General features: G+C 59.5%; 14 protein-coding genes. 4 read left to right on the top strand and 10 right to left on the bottom strand.

Going from position 1 to position 19,253, the window contains the following annotated elements; all coding sequences use genetic code 11:
* Positions 1-201 precede the first annotated feature (201 nt).
* The 6 genes from pgsA to DMP06_RS02970 form a co-directional block, all read right to left on the bottom strand.
* A complete protein-coding gene (pgsA, locus tag DMP06_RS02995; protein ID WP_123208264.1) occupies positions 202-1,350 on the bottom strand; it encodes a CDP-diacylglycerol--glycerol-3-phosphate 3-phosphatidyltransferase in 1,149 nt (382 codons plus the stop codon).
* On the bottom strand, positions 1,343-2,680 hold the full coding sequence (gene rimO / locus DMP06_RS02990; protein ID WP_123208385.1) for a 30S ribosomal protein S12 methylthiotransferase RimO: 1,338 nt from the start codon (positions 2,678-2,680) through the stop codon (positions 1,343-1,345). Before rimO ends, pgsA begins: the two co-directional genes overlap by 8 nt.
* Positions 2,681-2,766: 86 nt before the next feature.
* On the bottom strand, positions 2,767-3,264 hold the full coding sequence (locus DMP06_RS02985) for a YajQ family cyclic di-GMP-binding protein (RefSeq protein ID WP_123208263.1): 498 nt from the start codon (positions 3,262-3,264) through the stop codon (positions 2,767-2,769).
* A gap of 47 nt (positions 3,265-3,311) precedes the next feature.
* Entirely contained in the window at positions 3,312-4,610 is a 1,299-nt protein-coding gene (locus DMP06_RS02980) for a helix-turn-helix domain-containing protein (protein WP_123208384.1), read from the bottom strand.
* Positions 4,611-4,706: 96 nt separating this feature from the next.
* Positions 4,707-7,562, bottom strand: a complete 2,856-nt coding sequence (locus DMP06_RS02975) for an FtsK/SpoIIIE family DNA translocase (RefSeq protein ID WP_123208262.1) — start codon at positions 7,560-7,562, stop codon at positions 4,707-4,709.
* A 133-nt stretch (positions 7,563-7,695) separates the two neighbouring features.
* Positions 7,696-9,633 (bottom strand): ribonuclease J, encoded by a 1,938-nt coding sequence (locus DMP06_RS02970; RefSeq protein WP_380782608.1) that lies wholly within the window; start codon positions 9,631-9,633, stop codon positions 7,696-7,698.
* A gap of 387 nt (positions 9,634-10,020) precedes the next feature.
* On the opposite strand from DMP06_RS02970, the gene DMP06_RS02965 reads away from it, so the two are divergent.
* Complete coding sequence (locus DMP06_RS02965; protein ID WP_123208261.1) at positions 10,021-11,040, top strand: MarR family transcriptional regulator; 1,020 nt, start codon at positions 10,021-10,023, stop codon at positions 11,038-11,040.
* Here DMP06_RS02965 and DMP06_RS02960 read toward each other — a convergent pair.
* From DMP06_RS02960 to DMP06_RS02950, 3 genes are all read right to left on the bottom strand, one after another.
* Positions 11,037-11,759, bottom strand: a complete 723-nt coding sequence (locus DMP06_RS02960; protein WP_123208260.1) for a hypothetical protein — start codon at positions 11,757-11,759, stop codon at positions 11,037-11,039. The two genes, DMP06_RS02965 and DMP06_RS02960, sit on opposite strands and share 4 nt — an antisense overlap.
* Before the next feature lie 2 nt (positions 11,760-11,761).
* Positions 11,762-13,630: an FAD-dependent oxidoreductase gene (locus tag DMP06_RS02955; protein ID WP_123208259.1), complete on the bottom strand. Its 1,869-nt coding sequence runs from the start codon at positions 13,628-13,630 to the stop codon at positions 11,762-11,764.
* A gap of 75 nt (positions 13,631-13,705) precedes the next feature.
* Complete coding sequence (locus DMP06_RS02950; RefSeq protein WP_123208258.1) at positions 13,706-14,233, bottom strand: FMN-binding protein; 528 nt, start codon at positions 14,231-14,233, stop codon at positions 13,706-13,708.
* Positions 14,234-14,538: 305 nt separating this feature from the next.
* Between DMP06_RS02950 and DMP06_RS02945 the strand changes: the two genes are divergently transcribed.
* Positions 14,539-15,138 carry a TetR/AcrR family transcriptional regulator gene (locus DMP06_RS02945; protein WP_123208257.1) on the top strand — a complete coding sequence of 200 codons (600 nt, stop codon included), beginning with the start codon at positions 14,539-14,541 and terminating at the stop codon, positions 15,136-15,138.
* A gap of 125 nt (positions 15,139-15,263) precedes the next feature.
* Complete coding sequence (locus tag DMP06_RS02940; protein WP_123208256.1) at positions 15,264-16,259, top strand: DUF5692 family protein; 996 nt, start codon at positions 15,264-15,266, stop codon at positions 16,257-16,259.
* A 409-nt stretch (positions 16,260-16,668) separates the two neighbouring features.
* Here the strand turns inward: DMP06_RS02940 and DMP06_RS02935 are convergent, their stop codons facing one another.
* The gene (locus DMP06_RS02935; protein ID WP_245962349.1) at positions 16,669-18,480 is read right to left on the bottom strand and encodes an ABC transporter ATP-binding protein; all 1,812 of its coding nucleotides are present in this window, start codon (positions 18,478-18,480) and stop codon (positions 16,669-16,671) included.
* A gap of 254 nt (positions 18,481-18,734) precedes the next feature.
* On the opposite strand from DMP06_RS02935, the gene DMP06_RS02930 reads away from it, so the two are divergent.
* Positions 18,735-19,151, top strand: coding sequence for a helix-turn-helix domain-containing protein (locus DMP06_RS02930; protein WP_123208255.1), 417 nt, complete (start codon positions 18,735-18,737; stop codon positions 19,149-19,151).
* The last annotated feature ends 102 nt before the right edge of the window (positions 19,152-19,253 follow it).

The raw sequence follows: 19,253 nt of genomic DNA, 5'->3' as shown, positions 1-19,253 counted from the left end.
ATGTCAAGAAGGTCTTGCGAGATCCGTTCTGCCGGCGAAACGAACCCCGCATTCCTCTGACGCATGTTCTATATAAGCATAGAAACCTTGCCGAACCCTTGCAGAAACCTTGCCCGAATCTTGCCGAAACCTTGCCGATGTTCCCCACAGATGCCGGAAAACCCTTGCCAGATTTCGGCTCGAAGCCAGATAGAACGCTCGCTAGAATTTCTCGATTTCCTGCAGCATCAAAGAGAGCGCGGCGTTTACGGTCTGACGGCGTACGGAATCGCGATCGCCATCAAAATGATGAAGGAACGCGCGCGTGGCGAACTTCGAAGAAACGCCGATCCACACCGTTCCCACCGGCTTTCCCGGAACAGCGCCGCCAGGCCCGGCGATACCTGTAACGGAAACGGCAATATCAACAGAGAGCTCTCGGCGGGCACCCGCTGCCATCTGGCATGCGACCTCCTCGCTCACGGCGCCCTTCTCGTCGAGCACGCGCTCATCCACGCCAAGGCGATTGCGCTTGACCTCGTTGGCATAGCTCACAATGCCCCCGAACAAGGCGCCAGACGCTCCAGGCACGTTGGTGAGCGTGGCGGCGATGAGACCGCCCGTGCAGCTTTCCGCCGTACCTAAGCAGAGGCCCTTTGAGCAAGCGGCGCGTATGACAAGCTCTTCGATGCTCAGCTCATCGGCCTGGGCCATGGCCTCCTCGGCCGCAGAGCCCTTGCGCGGCTTGAAGCCGATGAGGTGCCGCGCCTTGGAGATGTAGTCCAGCATGGAGACAATCGTCAGCACGAGCGCGATGAGCATGACAAGCCAGCTCAGACCATAGAGTGCGCCGTAGGCCATCTCAGACCACTCGCGAATCACGGGGTTCTCTTTGACCACGAACAAAACGATTGCAATCATCTGGAACACGGTCTTGAACTTGCCGTACCACGAAGCGGCGATAACCTCGCCCTTATTGGCGGCCACCATGCGCACGCCCGACACGATGAATTCGCGCGCCACGATGATCAGCACGACCCAGCTGGGGAGCGCCTGCAGCTCAACGAGCACTAAGAGCGCCGCGATCACAAGGATCTTGTCGGCGAGAGGGTCCATGAACTTACCGAAATCCGTCACCTCGTTGCGGCTGCGCGCAAGATAGCCATCGAGCCAGTCGGTGCAAGATATGAGCACGAATACGGCGGCCGCAATCCAGCTTTTCCACTGGTTGAGCCAGTCGTAACCTATCCATTCGGGCCAGGGGCTGATGAGCGCCGCCACGAACACCGGCACAAGGCAGATGCGCACGAGCGTCACGATGTTCGCAGGGGTGAGAATCGCGTCTGAGCCCTTCGATTGAGCCTCAGCCATGAATTACCTCGCCTTCCATCTCGTAGACGAGCGTGTCGGTAATCTTCACCCGCACAATCTCACCAATCTCGCCCTCTTCCAGGTAAACCACGCCATCCACCTCGGGAGCTTGGCACATAGCGCGCCCGTACAGCTGGCCGTCTTCCTCTCGGCCCAGCACCAGCACGTCCATCTCATGCCCGATACGCTGCGACACATGAGCCTCGCCAATGGCGTCGGACAAATCGCGAACCTCCTGCGCGCGGGCGATTTTCACATCTTCGTCAATCTGATCGGGAAGCGTGGCAGCGCGCGTGCCCTCCTCGGCGGAATACGGGAACACCCCTGCGTAGTCGAACTCGGCTTCCTCCAGAAACCCGATAAGCTCTTCGAAATCCTGGTCGGTCTCGCCCGGAAAACCGGCAATCAGCGTAGTACGGAGCGTGATGCCAGGAACGCGCTCGCGCATGCGCTTCACGAGCTCAAGATGCCTTTGCGAATTGCCTCGACGGTTCATGGAACGCAAGATTTTTTGCGAGGCATGCTGCAGCGGCACATCAAGGTACGAGCACACGTTCGAACGAGATGCAATCACGTCGAGCAGTTCATCGGTCACGCCCTGCGGCTCGATATACATGAGCCTGAACCACGTATCGGGGAACTCGGCCGCCAGACGATCGAGCAGATGAGCCGTGGTGTCGGGCTCATCGAAATCTTCGCCCCATCGACCCGTGTCCTGAGCGATAAGCGTCACCTCGCGCACGCCCGCGCGAACGCGCTCGGCCACGGCTTCGCGCACGGCTTCGTAAGGGAAGCTGTGATATGCACCGCGAATGTAGGGGATGGCGCAGAACGAGCAGAAGCGGTCGCACCCATCGCTGATCTTGACGTAAGAAGCGGGGCTTGCTGCGTAGGGAGAGGGGCAATTCTGAGCCTCGAGCGCGGCGTCGAACCCGAGCACCTCGCACAGGACGCGCGCGATATCGTCCTCTTTGGAGCACGGCACGAAGGCGCTCGCTTCAGCGAGCTCGCCTTCAAGATCAGATCCGTAGCGCGCCGGCATGCAGCCTGCAACGACCAGTTTCGAGCGCCCGTTCTCGAAGTTTTCCAGCCCGCAGATTTCGAAAATGCACTCGATGCTTTCCTCGGTGGCCGCTTGGATGAACGAGCAGGTGTTCACCACCACCGCATCGGCAGCGGAAGGGTCATCCACCACGCGCATGCCAACCGAGATGACACGTTTGGTCATCTCGGCGGTATCCACCTCGTTCTTGGCGCATCCGAGCGTTACGAAGCAAACCGAAGGCGCAGCGCCTTCGCAATGGGCGGCCGTCACATCGATATTGGTCACGTATACCTCACCTTCAACATCGCGCCTCTCAAAGCGCACGAAAGCGCACCCCCAGCAGGAGATGCGCTCGAAACCAGCATGTACGTTTAGCGATAGTTGACGTACTGGAGGGGCTGGCCGTAATCCTTGCCCTTGAGAAACGCGATCACATCCTGGAGCGCGTCTTTGGAGGCGGAGCTCACACGCAGCTTATCCCCTTCGATGGTCACCTTGACCTTGAGCTTCTGAGCCTTGATATCCTTGTTGATGGCAGAAGCGGTTTCCTTGTCGATGCCCTCTATGATATCGGCCGTCTGACGAACGCTCTGGCCAGCAGCGGGAACGGGGTCGCCCCATTTGACCGATGCCAGATCGATGCCGCGACGAATGAGCTTGCTGGCCAGCACATCGGTGACCTGCTTTGCCACGAAATCGCTCGGCGCGCTTACCGTAATCTTGCGGCCGCCCTTGTCAAGCGATATTTCAGCGCCGGAGTCCTTGAGGTCGTAACGCTGCGAAAGCTCGCGCTTGGCCTGCTGAAAAGCGTTATCGAGCTCCTGCATATCAACGGTGGATACCACGTCGAAGCTAGAATCTTTTGCCATGGAGGTTCCCTTTCTATTCGTGTATCAAAAAACGAATCCGATACGTCTTACGCCGATGCGTCCGAAGCGCTGCCGGACGATGCGTCGTTTGCGGATTCGCCATCGGAGGCGCTATCCGTACCCGAATCGGATGAAGAGGATTTATGCTCCTCGTTCCAAGCGTCGAGCACATCCTGGAAGTCTACGCTATAGCGGAAGATGCCGCTTGACACGTTGTCTTCTATATTCACCTTTTTGCCGTCTTGAGTGACCGTCAAGCCTTCGTAGGGACTAGACACGATCTGGAACTGCCCGGTGACGTCATAGCTCTCTTTGGCGGGACCCGTCACATCGCCTGCGAAGATGCAGTTGTCTTCGCCCTCCCAGATTTCGATGTAGGGGGTCTGGCCGTCGGCGACCTCGTATTCGATGGTGGTCTTAGTGGGCGCGACCTCCTCAGGCTCCGACTGCTGCGTCTGCTGAGACGCCTGATCAGACGTCGAATCGCTCCCGGAAGACGAGTCGTTCTCCTGCGTGTTCTCCGAGCCGGGCATGCCCGTAATGTTCATCGGCTGGTTCGTCGACTCGGTGGTGGCGGCGCGATTCATGCCGTTCACCATGACCACGATCACCACGACGAGCAGCAGGATGACGATGCCCGCGATAAAAAAGGGCAGCTTATCGCGCAGGCCGGAACCGTGGTTGCGCACGCCCAAGTTAGAGGGCGCGGCATAGAGGTTGCCGTAATGCTCCTCGGAAAGGGCCGAGCGGCGGGCGCGGTGGGTCGAATGGGCGGAGTGACGGTCGTCGATTGGATCCATGACGCGCGTCTCCCCCGCCGCGCGGGCGGCAGCGCGTTGAGAAAGGCCCTGGCCGTAGGCATTATAGGAGCCCACATGAACCGCGCCGATGCGACGCGTGGTAGCCGCAGGCGGAATAGAGGTCGGAGAGGCGCCGCCGAAGAACTCGTCATCGGTGCTCGGCAAGCCGCGCCTAGACGATGAGCCTGCCGTGCTCGAAAGGTGCGCCCGCGACTCGGATGCCGAAACGGTTTCGCGGTTGTGGCCGCGACGCCTTCCCGCCGACATGTCGAAACCCGTGGGCTTGATCTGCTCGCGCGCCTTTTCCACCTGGCTGCGGTACTGAGCGTCCAGGTACATCTTCACCACTTCGGTGGGATTCAGTCCCAAATAACGCGCATAGGCGTTGATCATGTTGCGCGAATAGCCGCGCGGGGGCATTCCGTCCAAATCGGACGCCTCTATACGCTCCAGGATGTCGGGGCGGATGCGAATGCGACGGGCCACCGATACGATGTCCTCCCCGCTTCTCTCACGCGCCTGGCGAAGCACATCGCCAAAGTTCATGGCATCCACGCGTGGTACCTCCTTGTATGTTCGAAGGCGACGTTTGCAGCCGCCTGAAAACGCGACAAGCCGGACGGTGCAGCCGCCCGGCGATTGCTAGTATACAGAATCCTCGGCGTCATGCGCCTCGAACGCCTTGAGGCTCTCGAGCTCCATGGCATCCACCAGAACCTCGCGGGGCTTGCTGCCGTTGGGCGGCCCCACGATGCCCTTTTCCTCCAGCATATCCATGATGCGTCCTGCCCGCGAATAGCCTACACTCAAACGGCGTTGGATATTCGAGGTCGAGCCCAATCCACTCGAAACAACTATATCGGCCGCCTCCCAAATCAGAGGGTCGTCCGAGCTCGACGAGCCACCGCTGCCATCGGGCATGGACGACCCGATGCCGATGACGTTGGTCTGCAGGATCTCGTTATGATACTCAGGTTCGCCCTGCGACTTGAGATGCTCGACCACCGCGTCGATTTCCTCTTCGGACACGAAGCAACCCTGCAAACGCTGCGGCTTGGCCCATTCGGGCTTGCTGAACAGCATATCGCCCCAGCCGATGAGCTTTTCGGCTCCAGGCGTGTCCAGAATGACGCGCGAATCGATTCCGGAGGCCACCAAAAACGCGATACGGTTCGTGATATTGGCCTTAATCAGGCCCGTGACCACATTGGTGGAAGGGCGCTGAGTGGCAATGATCATGTGAATGCCGGCGGCACGCGCCAGCTGAGCGATGCGGCTGATGGAAAGCTCGACCTCTTTGCCGACGTTCATCATGAGATCGGCCAGCTCGTCGATCACGATCACTATATAGGGCATTTTCTTAGGCGCCTGAGGAATGTCGTCGATCGAGAGCTGCTTGGTTCCGCTCGCCGGTTGCGACTCATCAAGGCCCTCCGGATCAAGCGCGCCCGATTCGACCTTGGCGTTGTATTGCGCTATGTTGCGCACGCCCGCTTTGGACATGACCTTCAGGCGGCGCTCCATCTCAGCGACGCCCCAGGCCAAAGCACTTGCGGCCTCCTTGTTCTCGGTAACCACGGGAACGTAGAGGTGCGGGATGCCGTTGTAGAGCGTGAACTCGACGCGCTTGGGGTCGATCATGATGAACCGCACCTCGTCTGGGGTGGCGCGCATGAGTATCGACATGATCATGGAGTTGATGCCCACCGACTTACCGGAGCCCGTGGTGCCGCCGATGAGCAAATGGGGCATCTTGGCAAGGTCCACGATGATGCTGTTGCCCTCGACATCCTTGCCGATGGCCATCTCGAGCGCGCCGCCCTTGGCGTCTTTGAGCACATCGCCCAAAAGCACGGTCTGGCGCACCTTGTTGGGAACCTCAATGCCCACATGGTTGGTGCCCGGGATGGGGGCGAAAATACGCACGCCAGGCGCCGCGAGCGCGAGCGCGATATCGTCCTGAAGGGCAAGAATGCGGCTCACGCGCACGCCGGAAGGCAGGTCGACCTTGAAAAGCGTGACCGTCGGACCGGCGACCCAGCCCACAACCTGCGCCATAATGCTGAAGTCCTCGAGCGTGCCCTGGAGTTCAGCCGCCACGGCGCGTAGATCGTTCTCGTCGGCCTTTTCTGCCTTAGACGTATGCTTGATCAGGCTGAATGCCGGCAGCGTGAAGCCGCCGCGCGTCTCCCCTTGGGCATTGTCGGGCGCAGAAGCCGAAGACAGAGAACGCGTCTTGGCAGCAGGCTTAGAGGACGGGGCGTCCTCCTTGCGCGCCAGACGGCGCGTCATGGGCTTTGCGGGCTCTACGGAATGTGACGCAGCGTCGCGCTCATCCTCGGCATCGTTCCAAGGCAGCGCGACCGTTTTAGCTGCAGCCCCCTCTTTGGCACGCGAACGGGTCTTCTTCATGCGCGGACCTTCGTCAACGCCAAGCACGCGCGTCTGGGCCGACGATGCGTCGTTGGGCTCCTCCGCACCTGCGGCATCCGCCTGATAGGCGTAATCCGAAGGCCAGTACATTTCGACATCGGAAGCATGCGGGCCGCCGTACATAGTGCGAGAATCGCCGAGCGATTGAGTGATAGACTGCGAAGCGCGGCGCGGTCGAGAGAGGTCGCGCGGCACGCGGGGCGCAGGCTCGGGGCGGTACGGCTCCTGCTGGGCCGTACGATCGGGATCGACGGATCGACGAATGCCGCCAAAAGGACGGTTACGATCATAGCGCGGCTGCTCATAGGGCTGGCTGTCGAGGGCGGTGCTTTCCTCGTCCTGCTCGGCGGCACGGCGCTCGCGACGCAGTTCACGTAGGCTTTGCCCCTTGTCGCGAAGGGACGAAAGCGCTCCCGACACCGAGAACCCTATGATCACGACACCGCCCAAAGCCACGCCGAGCAGCAGCACGCAGCCCACGGCCTGGCCGAAAAGCTCAAGCAGCACCCATGCGATGCCGGCACCCACATACCCTCCGCGCACAGAGAGGTGATCCACCGAGGAAGCAGGATCGCGCGCGAACACCGCGCCCGGATCGGTCGCAGCACCCGGCGTGAAAAGGGCGAGAATGGACATTAGGGCGATAAGGATAAGAAACGACCCGATGCCTACGCGCAGCCCGAGATGACTATGCTCCGTGCGGACGAGCATGCATACGCCCGTCGCGAGCATCATGATGGGAAGCAGGTAGCACCCAAAACCGAGCCCCAGATGGAGCCCCTGCGATAGTGCCGAGGTAATAAAGCCCGAAGGCGGCAGCACCGCGATGATGAAGAGCGCGACCGCCACCACGCCGCACAAGACGCCGGCGATATCACGCCGGGTGCGATCGTCGAAAATCCTGGGCTCGCGAAAATCAAGCTCCTCCTGCTGGGCGCGGGCGGCTGCGGCCTTCCTGCCGCCCCCCGCCTTGGCGCCCGCTTCTTTGAGCGCGACGCGGTCGGAGGCGCGCTTGCCCGAACTGATCTTTGATTGTGCTTCGGCTTTTTTGGAACCGCGAGCCACTCCTCGCTCCTTACTGCTGCGTTTGAACTTCGTTTCAGATTGCAGAATTATACCCTCACCCGTCGCATGGCACCAAGAATCCGGCCTTTGCTCAAAACGGCCGGATTCTTGCGATCAAAACTCAGGGCTGACCTTACAGTTCGATGATGCTCGACACCACCATGGGGCGCTGCTTGGTGCGCTCCCAAAGAAGCGAGAGCAGGGAGTCGCGGCAGGTTTTTTCCAAATCGCGGCCCTTGGTGCCCTTTTCCAGCGCGCGGCGCAAAGTGCCCTTCACGGTATCGGTGGCCTCGCGCCGGAGGTCGGACACATCGCCGCCAGTAATACCCCGCATCTCCACGCGTACGTGGCCCATGATCTGCTTCTTGCGCAGATCAACCGCGGCGCAAATGAGCGCAACGCCCGCACCGCCCAAGGTCTGGCGTTCGTCGAGGACGTCTTTGGAGGTATCGCCCACCGAAAGGCCGTCCACGTAGACGATGCCGCTTTCAACCGGCTCGCCAAAGCGCACGCCGTCCTGCGTAAGCTCGAGCGTGTCGCCGTTTTCGCAGAGGAAGATGTTGCGCGCGGGAACGCCGGTCGCTTCGGCCAGCTTGGCATGGGCACGCAGATGAGTGGCCTCGCCGTGAACGGGCATGAAGTTCTTAGGCTGCACGATCGAGAGCACGAGCTTGAGCTCCTCGGCGCCCGCATGACCCGATACGTGCACCATGGCGCGGCGCTTGTCGTACACGTCGCAACCGATCTTGGCAAGAGAGTTAACCACGCGCGTCACGGCCTTTTCGTTGCCCGGAACAGGCGTGGCGGAGATGATTACCGTATCGCCCTCGTCGATCTGGATGGTGCGATGCTCGCCGTTGGCGATGCGCGCCAGCGCAGAGAGCGGCTCGCCCTGGCTACCGGTGCACATGATGACCACCTTGTCGGCAGGCATGTCTTTGAGGTCGTAAGCGTCGATGAGGTCCACATCTTGGATCTTGAGATACCCCAAACGGCGCGCGATATCGGTGTTCTGCACCATGGAGCGTCCGGTCACGACCACCTTGCGCCCGCAGGCAACCGCCGCATCGGCGATCTGCTGCAAACGATGGATGTGGCTGGCGAAGCTCGCGATGATCACGCGGCCCTTCGCGTTCTCGATGATGGGGCGCAGCGCGCGGCCCACTTCGGCCTCGGATGGCGTGAAGTTGGGGTTCATCGCGTTGGTGGAGTCGGACATCATCAAATCGACGCCCATCTTGCCGAAACGCGCCAGCGCTCCGAAATCGGTGTGCACGCCGTCGATCGGGCTCTGGTCAAGCTTGAAGTCACCCGTATGGAGCACATTGCCTGCAGGAGACTGAAGAAACACGCCGAGTGCGCCGGGGATCGAATGGTTCACGGCGAAGAAGTCCACCACAAAGCTTCCGAGCTTGATCTCGTCGCCCGCCTTGACCTCGGCCAGACGCGCCTTGACGCGATGCTCGTTGAACTTGCCCTCCACCAGGCCAAGCGTCATCTTGGTCGCATATATGGGCACCTTGCGGGAAAGATCCTTCATCAGGTACGGCAAGCTGCCCGTGTGATCTTCGTGACCGTGCGTGATGATGATGCCACGCAGCTTATGCTCGTTCTCCAGCACATAGGTGTAATCGGGAAGAATCAGGTCGATGCCGGGATGGTCGTCATCGGGAAACATCAGGCCGGCGTCCACGAGAATCATGTCGTCGCCGCATTCGAACGCGGTCATATTCTTGCCGATGGCATCCAAACCGCCCAAGGGAATAACCTTGAGCGTCGCATCGGGCTTGCGCTCCACGCTGCCGCGACGGCGAGATCCGCCGCGCGCCTTGCGGGTGCGGGGCTTGGAGAACGTCTCCTTTTCCATCTGGTCTTCAGGGGTGATCTGCGGGCGCTTGTGCTCCACCGTAACGGTCATGTGGCGCTTGGTGCGATGGCGACGGTTCTTGCCCTGCCCTGCCTGAGTTGCCGTGTTCTCCGTCTCGTTAGCGCGCGACTGCCTAGAGCCGGAACGCTTGCCGGCCTCGTTGCTATTGGCGGTGCCTCCGCCATGGATATGTTCGTTAGCCAATGTCGTAATCTCCTTTGGTTGATGGATTGATATGAATACAAACACGTCGTCAGCCTGCGCATGTCGAATAAAAAACGCAGGTGGCGACGAACCGTCCAGAAGTGCAGCGGCACTGCCGCCCAAATGCCCCGACGCGTGGCCGGGTGAAGTCGTATCGGTTGATTTTACGCCAAGTCGCACTATTCGACCAAATCTCGTTGTCCAATTAAGGAGAAACGGTGGTGAGATGCACCATGTGCGATTGTCGATGTCCTATAATACAAATACTTCACAAGTGTAGTCAAATGGCTATCAACGAAGACTTGCGGCTGCTTCTTCAGCACATCGCCAGACGGCGGCTTTAAGACTTCGCACCCGATTCCGAGCTCGCACACCACGAGGTGCCTCATGCGTCAACCCACCCATCATCCACAACGCGCCGCACACGACGAAGCGGAGATTGAGCCTCAGTTCGATTCCTCATTTTTTGTCGCTTTCCGCCTCACGCACGAAGCGCTAAAAGGCGCCCTTCGTGAAGCAAGCGAGCTGAATATCACACAGTACCGCATACTGGTCAAGCTTTCCGGCGCGGGCGAGCACGGGCTGGGACAAGGGAAACTCGGCGAGGCGTTGCGCCTCAAGCCCAACGTAGTCACCCAATCCCTCGGCGTGCTCGATGCCTTCGGATTCGTTTCGCGCGCCGAAGGCGAGCATGACCGTCGCTCTAAAACCGTTCGTGCGACCGAAGCGGGCGTCCATCATATCGAATACGTCAACACGCACATCGTGGAGCTTCTCTATAGCCTCTTCCCTACCGACAACGCCTCTTGGCGCGCCATACTCGAAGCTTCAGTGGCCGCTGGCGCGACAATCGACCCGCCGCTTTCTCGACAGACCGCCGAACGCTACCCTGCCTCGCGAACCCTTGTGTCGCTGGAGCTTGTGCGATTGGAAATCGAGCGCGAGCTTAAGCACTCCTGCGGCGTTCCGCTTTCAGAAGCGCTCATCATGATGCGCCTGAGCGAGGTCGACGACCCGCAGCGCATCGTCGACCTCGCAGAAGCGCTCGACACCTCGACCGCCAATGTCACGCGCACCGTCGATCGCCTCGCACGCCACGGCTGGGTCGGCCGCATGACGGGACCGCGCGATAAGAAAGCGGTCTACGTTGTGCCTACTCCTGAAGGCGCGTTCCAGGCTGCCGTGATCGCAGAGACCACCAATCGCATCGCGACGGATCTTCTATGGAGCAGGCTTTCCGGCGCCGATCGAGCGGCTATAGAGCAAGTGAGCACTGTGGTGATCGACGGCCTTCGCGAGCGACGCCGGGCTCAGCACCGTGTGGGATACGAGGATTTACGGCCCATGAAAAAAGCCTCCGGGTTCGAGGCCGGAGGCTGGAGGGGCTCATGTGAGCCTTGGCGCTAAGCGATGGTTTTTCGACCGACGTAGAAGGCCCCGAAGAGAATCACAAGATTGCACGCTACGTCTGCAGCAGCCCACATCAGGAGCGCAGAGGTATCGACGATTGCGCTATTGAGCGTGACGAACGTTCCCACGGTAAGCAGCATCACGGGCACGCCGCAGCATGCAGCCGCTGCCACGAGGCGCAAGCATGCGTCCTTCTGGCTCTTGGCGCCCACCAGGCATACGCTCGCCACCATCGAGGCAGCCCCGAGCAACGTGCCTATGAACGCGGAGAACGCCACCATAGCGGCAATGATAGCTCCCAAACCCGGCAGCTTGCTGCTCATGGAGCCCACCTGTACCGCGGAGAGGATGCCGCTCACCACGATCGCTAGGCAGATGAGCGCCACGAGCGCGGTCGCCCAGCCCCAAAGAAACGCCGTAGACGGCATCGCCCGCACGCCTTCTCTGCGCCCCAGCGCGGCATAGAGCGCAACGCCCGCCGTGGAGAGCGTGAGCGCTAATGCCGCCGCGAAAAGAAACGCGACGAACGCCGAGCCGGTAAGAATCGAACATACCACGTCGAGCACCGGAACGCCGGTGGCCGATATGTAGTCGTAGGCGAGTCCTCCCGTTGCGTCCATGACCGCAAGTCCGATGCGCGCCAGCACGGCAACAACGAGCGCCACCGCAAAAAGCGTCGCATAGGGCAGCGCCATCGCCTTCATCTGCTTCAGCATGGTTATTCGCCTCCTTGAGAGCGGTCAGCATCGGACCGACCCGCATCAAACTCGTGCTCGATGACCGACGTGCCGCAGAGGTATCCTCCGCAAAACGCCAGCCCAACGTCGCCCATAAGCGAGCCGAGGATAGGGTCGCCGATGTAGCTGTTCTCGCCGCAGGCGCCGCCAGCGGTATGCCAGCCGGCATAGAGGCCCGGTATCACGCGCCCATCCGTGCCCACCACCTGCATCTGGTCGTTGATAAGCAAGCCCGCTTTTGTGCCGTAAAGGTTGCCGCCGATACGGCATCCATAGAACGGCGGCTCGACAATGGGATGCAGCCACTCCGACGGCATGGGGTACATGAAGTCGTCTACACCTCGCTCGCAGCATTCGTTCCAGTGGGCCACGGCCTGCGTGAGCACGCCCTCTGCAAGACCCAAATCACGCTCAAGCTCCTCGAGGGAATCGCGTCGTTTGAGCACATCGGCATCGATGGCATCCTGAACGCCGTGATGCCAGTCGCGATAATGCTCAGGCACCTTGTCGATCTGCTCGAGATCGGGGGTGATAAGCTTGCGGCAGTGCTCTTGGGCGAAACCGGAGAGATGGTCCTCGTAGTTCGCGTCGAACACGATATATGAGCGGTGACCCGGAGGCGTCATCTGGATGGTCGCCAAATCACCGAGCGCATAAATTGCGTTGGCGCCGTCTTCTGCAACACGCGAATCCATGTAGCGCAGGCGATTGCCGCACCGGTCGATGGTGAGCCACGGCTGGCGCGAAAGCTGGGTCATGCCGTCATAAAGGAAACGAGCCCACTGCCCTCCTTCCGCCTGCCAGTCCACCCCGCCGTCAAAACTCGCCGAGCTGTTGAAGCCCGAAACGTCAGCCCCTACGCCGAGACCCATGCGGAAGCACTCGCCCGTTTCTCCGCCCACGAGATAGCTTGACGCGCACCCCATCGCCGCGGTGGGAATGTAGCGCTCGAGCAAGGCTTTGTTGTTGCAGAACCCGCCTGCGGTCAGAATCACTCCGCGCGGCGCATGGATATATATCTCGCGCTGAAAGTCTTCGCGCGCGACAACGCCCACGATTCGGCCGCTTGCATCCTGCACGAGTGCCTCGGCCGGACAACGAAACTTGAATGCAACGCCCCTCTTCTGGCCGTAATCGAACATGGCGTCGGTCGCATCTTTCATCTTGAGCACATGGTGGTCAAGGGTGGAGCGCTTGGGCGCCACATACACCGGCACCTCTCCCAGGCGCCAGTCGACTCCGCACGACGCCATCCAGTCGAGCGACGGGCCGCCCTGCTCGGCGATGCGAAAAATGAGCTTTGGATCAGCCGCGTAGTGGTATTCGTCCATCGCCCAATCGGTCAAGGCCTGAGGGTCGAACGGATAGCTGGGAAACGCGAAGCGCTTCTCCTCCTGTTTGCTATAGCCGCCCAGGATGCCGCACATGCCGGCAGACTGAGCATTGCCTCCCCAGGTCGCCATTGACTCAAGGCATATGACCGACGCGCCCAGTTCTGCTGCACGAGCGGCGGCATTCAGTCCCCCGCCGCCGGCGCCCACCACTACCACATCGCATTCGAGATCCCACTCATCGGGCACGGCACGCGGAGGTATAGGCGTGGCTTCGTTTGCGGGAAACGAGGCGGCGTTATGCTCGCGATACGTGCCGTCAGGGGCGCTGGCGTTGCTCCCTCGGCTTTCGGGAGCGGCAACCTGCGCGCTGCCGTCACGCGCCCAATCGCCGATCGCGCCTTCCTCGACGGCAAATGCAGCTGCGGGCGTGGCGCATGCCGCGGCCCCGACCATAGCTGCCGCGCCCGCCAGAAACTCGCGCCTGCTTACAGCATGCGATTCTTTCTTGCTGCTCATCGGAACCTCCCTTGTGCATGCATGCAACGGGGCAACCGATGCACGCATATCGGATGCATACATTCAAGAAGAGCGCTACCTGCCCGAATCGGGCGCGCCGGAAGCGAGCACGCGCGGCTCGATGGGCGCCCCCGCCTGGATGAGCGCGTCGTCAACCGCCTGCTTCACGCCTGCCGTTGTGTACGTCGCACCCGAAATCGCATCGATATCGGAGCATTGCGCCGCGTCGATCATCGAGGCGTACACGCCATCCCTGATGGCCTCGTACCCACCGACGCTTTGAGTTTCCCCCTCCTGCACGATTTCGAGGGTTGTGATGCGATCGTCCTGAACGAGCAACGTAACGGTGATCAGCCCATCCATTCCCAGGCCCTTTCCGGTGTACACCCCGTCTGTCAGCCCCTCGTACACTGGCTGAGTTTGCGCGGCATCAACCGTAAACTCCCACGGATCCTCTGCATGGAGAGCGAGCTGCTCGGCGCTTGCGGCATCCTTACTGCCCGACCCCTCGAACGAAGGCCCGCAGCCGCTCAGGCCCGCAGCAAGCACGATGATCCCGCATGTGGGTAATGCCAGCGCTGCGTTACGTTTAATCGACCCCATCTCGTCTCCTTTCTTTCGGATCCTCTATTTCATTACTTCTTCGAAGTTATTCTTTTGCTGCTTCAGTGAACTGTCTGAACCTTATCATAGAAAGCACACAATACATATTCCCAGTTGAGCAAAAGTTTTTAGAATTGACGATTTGTTAAAAGTGTACATTGACGCACCGTCAGACATTCCACATACTATAGACATCTTCAAAGAGGTGGCCGATATGACGGCACGACAGATGTCGCGACGTATCGAAGCCATCACAACGCAGATAGAACTCGAGAGCAAACATCCTCGATGCGAAGGGGGTCACGATGGAGCGAAGAGAAGAGATCGTTGCATGCGCCCGCGAGCTTTTCGAGGAAAAGGGCCTGTCCAAGACCTCCGTACAGAACATCGCCGACCGGCTTGGTGTGGCACGCAGCCTGTTCTATCACTATTTCCCCAGTAAAGAGGAGCTCACCTCTGCGGTGCTTGACACTTACGTGGAGGAGTTCATCGAATCGTTACGCGTCTGGAATGCCCAACGCCGCACGGGTGACATCGATCACGCGCTGGCAACTGTCGTTGCCCTTACGCGCAAGGAGCTCTTCGATTGCGAAAGCGCACATAAGCCATTCAGGCGTGCGCTCGCCACGCACGAAAACGCCGCGCTCTACCTCGCATTTGTGAACCGGGTAGCAGAGCGAGTGACCTCCTACATCATGGATACGACGGTCGAGGATTACCGCCGCCTGCATTCAGTCAACATTCAGCACCCTTACGAAACTATCTATACGCTGATTCTGGGGCTCGTGGGCTACCTAAGGCAGCATCCCGACGTCGATGACGAGGTGATCAAGGACATCATCGCAGAAACGCTCCACCTGGATACAACCCAAGCTGATCAAAGGCAACCAGATCAGAAGCAATAGCTCTGCAGGTATCTCGCGGGCGTGCCGGCCAAGCGCGCAACCGACAGCTCGCTCAAACATCCTAATGACACGGCAAGCCAATCGGCGCATTGGCGTGGGCCGCTACGCAGCAAAGGAGATGCATCATGCTATTCGACGTCTATGGCGACAACGCACTCTACCAATGGCTCGGATGGGTCATAGTATTCGTTGCGCTCATTCTGTTCAACGAGGTCGCACGACGCAGCAAAGCCGGCGGCATTGCCTGCTTCCTCGTCATCCCTGGCATTCTCACCGTGTATTTCATCTCGATTTACGCAAGTGCGGCAATGGGTGCCGAGTGGGCGCTCAATAATCCCACCTATCTGTATATGAACAGCTGGTTCCACTACGCGAAGCTCTACGCCGCCACAGCAGGATGCATCGGATTCCTTATCTTGAAGTACCACTGGGGACGGCTCGGCAAAGCCGAATGGTTCAAGTGCTTCCCGTTCGTGATCGTAGCCATCAATATCCTGATCGCCGTGGTGAGCGATTTCGAAAGCGCAGTGCGCGCGTTCGGAACCACCTGGGTCTCAAGCGAAGGCGTTACCCTGCACGGAGGCTGGCACAACGTGTTCAACGGCATCGCGGGCATCTTGAATATCTTCGTGATGACGGGCTGGTTTGGGATTTACGTGTCCAAGAAAAAGCAGGACATGCTTTGGCCCGATATGACCTGGGTGTTCATCATCAGCTACGACATTTGGAACTTCTGCTACACCTACAACTGCCTGCCTACGCACTCTTGGTACTGCGGCCTGGCGCTGCTGCTCGCCCCCACCGTTGCCAATGCGCTGTGGAACAAGGGCGGATGGATTCAAGACCGTGCATACACGCTTTCGCTGTGGTGCATGTTCTGCCAGGTGTTCCCGATGTTCGCCGACTCGAGCGTGTTCGCGGTCCAATCGGTCAATAACCCCGATGTGAACCTCGCGATATCCGTGCTTGCGCTGGGCGCCAACATTGCGGCGCTGGGCTACGTAGCATACCGCGCTAAGAAGCTGGGTGTGAACCCCTACACGCATGAGGTGTTCGTGGGAACGCGCGACTACGAGGCAGCTATGGCACGCCGCGAAGACGCAGAGCAGCTAGCGGCATAGAGCACAAACGACAGAACGGAGAAACGAAGCCGGCTGCCACTGAGGCGGCCGGCTTTTTCATGGGCAAGATAGCTTGTTGGCAGTTTTTCCGAGTATGTAATCCAGATTGATGCCCAAATCACTTCTTTCCGCCAGTTTCTCAAAGTATGTAATCCAAAATCCGGCATCAGAGAAGCAGTACTGAACCCTTCAATCGCCAGCTCATCTTTATATCCTGCATAATCCCAGGTCAGAATTCTCAATAGGGCAGCACAAATGTGCTATTGCCATTCTGGGGCAGAAATTTCCTCCGAATTGGATTACATACTCGGGAAAACTGACGCAGTAAAGGTAATTCGGCGCGCCCGCGGATTACATACTCGGAACAACTGCCAACAAAACGCACGCGAACGAAACAGCCAGTGTGCGCTTACTCCAAATATGCGCCCGTTTGGCGGCTCCAAAGATGGGCATATTCACCGTCTTGCTCGATAAGGCGAGCATGCGGACCGTCCTCAACCACTTTGCCGCCATCTAGCACCACAATGCGGTCAAGGCTCGCCACTGTAGAGAGGCGATGCGCCACAACTATAGAAGTGCGACCACGCATCAGCTCCTCAAGCGCATCCTGCACCATCTTCTCGCTTTCGGAGTCGAGTGCACTCGTGGCCTCGTCAAGCACCAGAACAGGACAATCGGCGAGCATAGCGCGGGCAATGGCGATGCGTTGACGCTGCCCGCCGGAAAGCTTCACGCCTCGCTCACCGGTTACGGTATTGAACCCCTGCGGCAGACGCTCAATGAACTCAAGAGCGTTGGCGCGTCGGGCCGCTTCGCGAATCTGATCCATGGTGGCATCAGGCCTGCCATATGCAATGTTCTCGGCAATCGAGCGATGGAACAGCAACGCCTCCTGGGGCACGTAGGCAATCTGACGACGCAGGCTTTGCTGCGTGCACCGAGAAACATCCTGGCCATCCACCATTATGCGGCCTTCTTGGATATCGGACAGGCGCAGCAAAAGCTTGGTGAGCGTAGTTTTGCCCGCGCCGCTCATACCCACCAGACCAATACGCTGACCTGCAGGAATATGCAGATCCAGCCCGTCGAATACACGCGTTTCCACGCCGCCGTCCTCGTAGGAAAACCCAATGCCCTCGAAATCGATGGCGCCTTCACGCACCTTCAGGTCGGGCGCGCCGGGAGCGTCGGCCACCAGGCGGGGTTCATCAAGGACCTGCGTCATGCCGCTCGCGTCGCCGAACGCGCGGTTGAAGCGCTGCAAGCCCGAATTCACAAAGTTGAACTGCTGCGTCATGGTGTAGGTATAGGTGAACATCATCACCAACGTACCGGGCGTGATGCCGAACCACGCGTTGCCGCCCGAAATGAACACAGCCACCACGCTCATGATAATCACGGCGATACCCGCAGTTAACACGCCGCGCAGAAGCGAAGAGCGCATGCGCTTGGAGTCGCGCGCCACCACCTCGCGATTGGCACGATCGAACAACTCACGCTCGTAGTCTTCGCGACCGTAGGTTTTCACGGTAAGAATATTGGTCACCGCGTCGGAGAGCTCGCCAGAGAGGTTGTTTTGAGCTCGGGCGGCATTTTCATTAAGGTGGAGAATGCGCTTGTACATGATGTAGGACACGCACGCGTATACCGCAAACAGCGCCATGAGAATGACTACATACACCGGCACGCGCGGCCCTAGCAGGATGCACACGAATACGACCGAACCCAACACCGGCAAAAACGGATGCACCAGCGCTTCGACCAGCTGGTTGTACGCCGCCATGAATTTGGAGGTCTGCGAAACCAGCGTGCCACCGAAGCGATTGGAGTGAAACGTCATGGACTGGTTGGATAGCGCATCGAAGCTCATGGTTGCGAGATCGTAGCTCACCGCAATCTCGAGCTTCCACAGCGCATAATCCTGCAGCTTGCTGCACGTTTGCCCGCACACATTCACCAGCACCAGAGCGGCAATGTAGGGGCCGAACACGGTAAACACCTGGTCGGCTGCCACAGGAGCAGCGCTTACGCGATCTACGATCAGGCCCATGACAAACGGGTTGCCATACGTTTGGAATCCGCCGAAGAACAGCGTGGAAAGCACCAGCAGTGCAAACAGCCCGAAATGCTTGCGCGTGACCAGCCAGTAATAATGCAGCGTACGCCGAGCAGTGGACGGCATCTTACGGGCGGCACTTTCCTTGGCATCGGAAGACGGCATGAACATCCTTTCAAGTGAATGCGGAAGACGGATACCGATTGAACCCGAAACCCGCCGCAGATGCAACTGTGAATCTTGTGTCCATCAAGCGACGCGAGCGTGCATTGCATACGCCAAACAAGCCTGTCATCAGGCGTGATGCATAACTCTACCACCGGTTGAGTCGGCTCTACCAACCGTCGGTTGAGTCGAAGACGTTCCCTGCCCCATCATAAAAACACGCTACAATGCGAACGTTTCGAAGGAGGCATCACATGGAAAAGAAAACACTCGGAACCACCATCGCAGCGCTGCGAAAGCGGAACGGAATGACGCAGCTTGACCTGGCCAACCTGATGAACGTCACCGACAAAGCGGTATCCAAATGGGAACGTGACCTGTCATGCCCGGACGTGAATTCATTTCCGCGCCTAGCCGAAGTGCTCGGCGTCTCGACTGACGACCTCCTGAACGCCAAAACCGCACACGCGGGCACCGAAAGCAACGGGCCTCGCGAAACGGCTCTTCTCGCACTCAAATGCATAGGTCTGGCAATGGGAGTCGCGGTGGTAGCCTTAGGCTCCATGGGCGAAATCGGTCTAGCCGAGCCCCTCTCCCCCAACGCAGGCATGACCATGCTCGGAATAGGTCTCACCTGCCTAGGAATCAGCGCATTCAACAAGAAGGGCTAGGAATCAGGCAAATAATCGCCCCGAACAAAGACAAAAAAGCGGGCCAGCAAAAGCAAGGCCCGCTCGGTGGGCGATGAAGCCCCAAGCATCCGGTTTCTCCCA

The organism is Slackia equolifaciens (genome assembly GCF_003725995.1).
Lineage (GTDB): Bacteria > Actinomycetota > Coriobacteriia > Coriobacteriales > Eggerthellaceae > Slackia > Slackia equolifaciens.
This window is presented reverse-complemented; position numbering and strand designations above follow the sequence as displayed.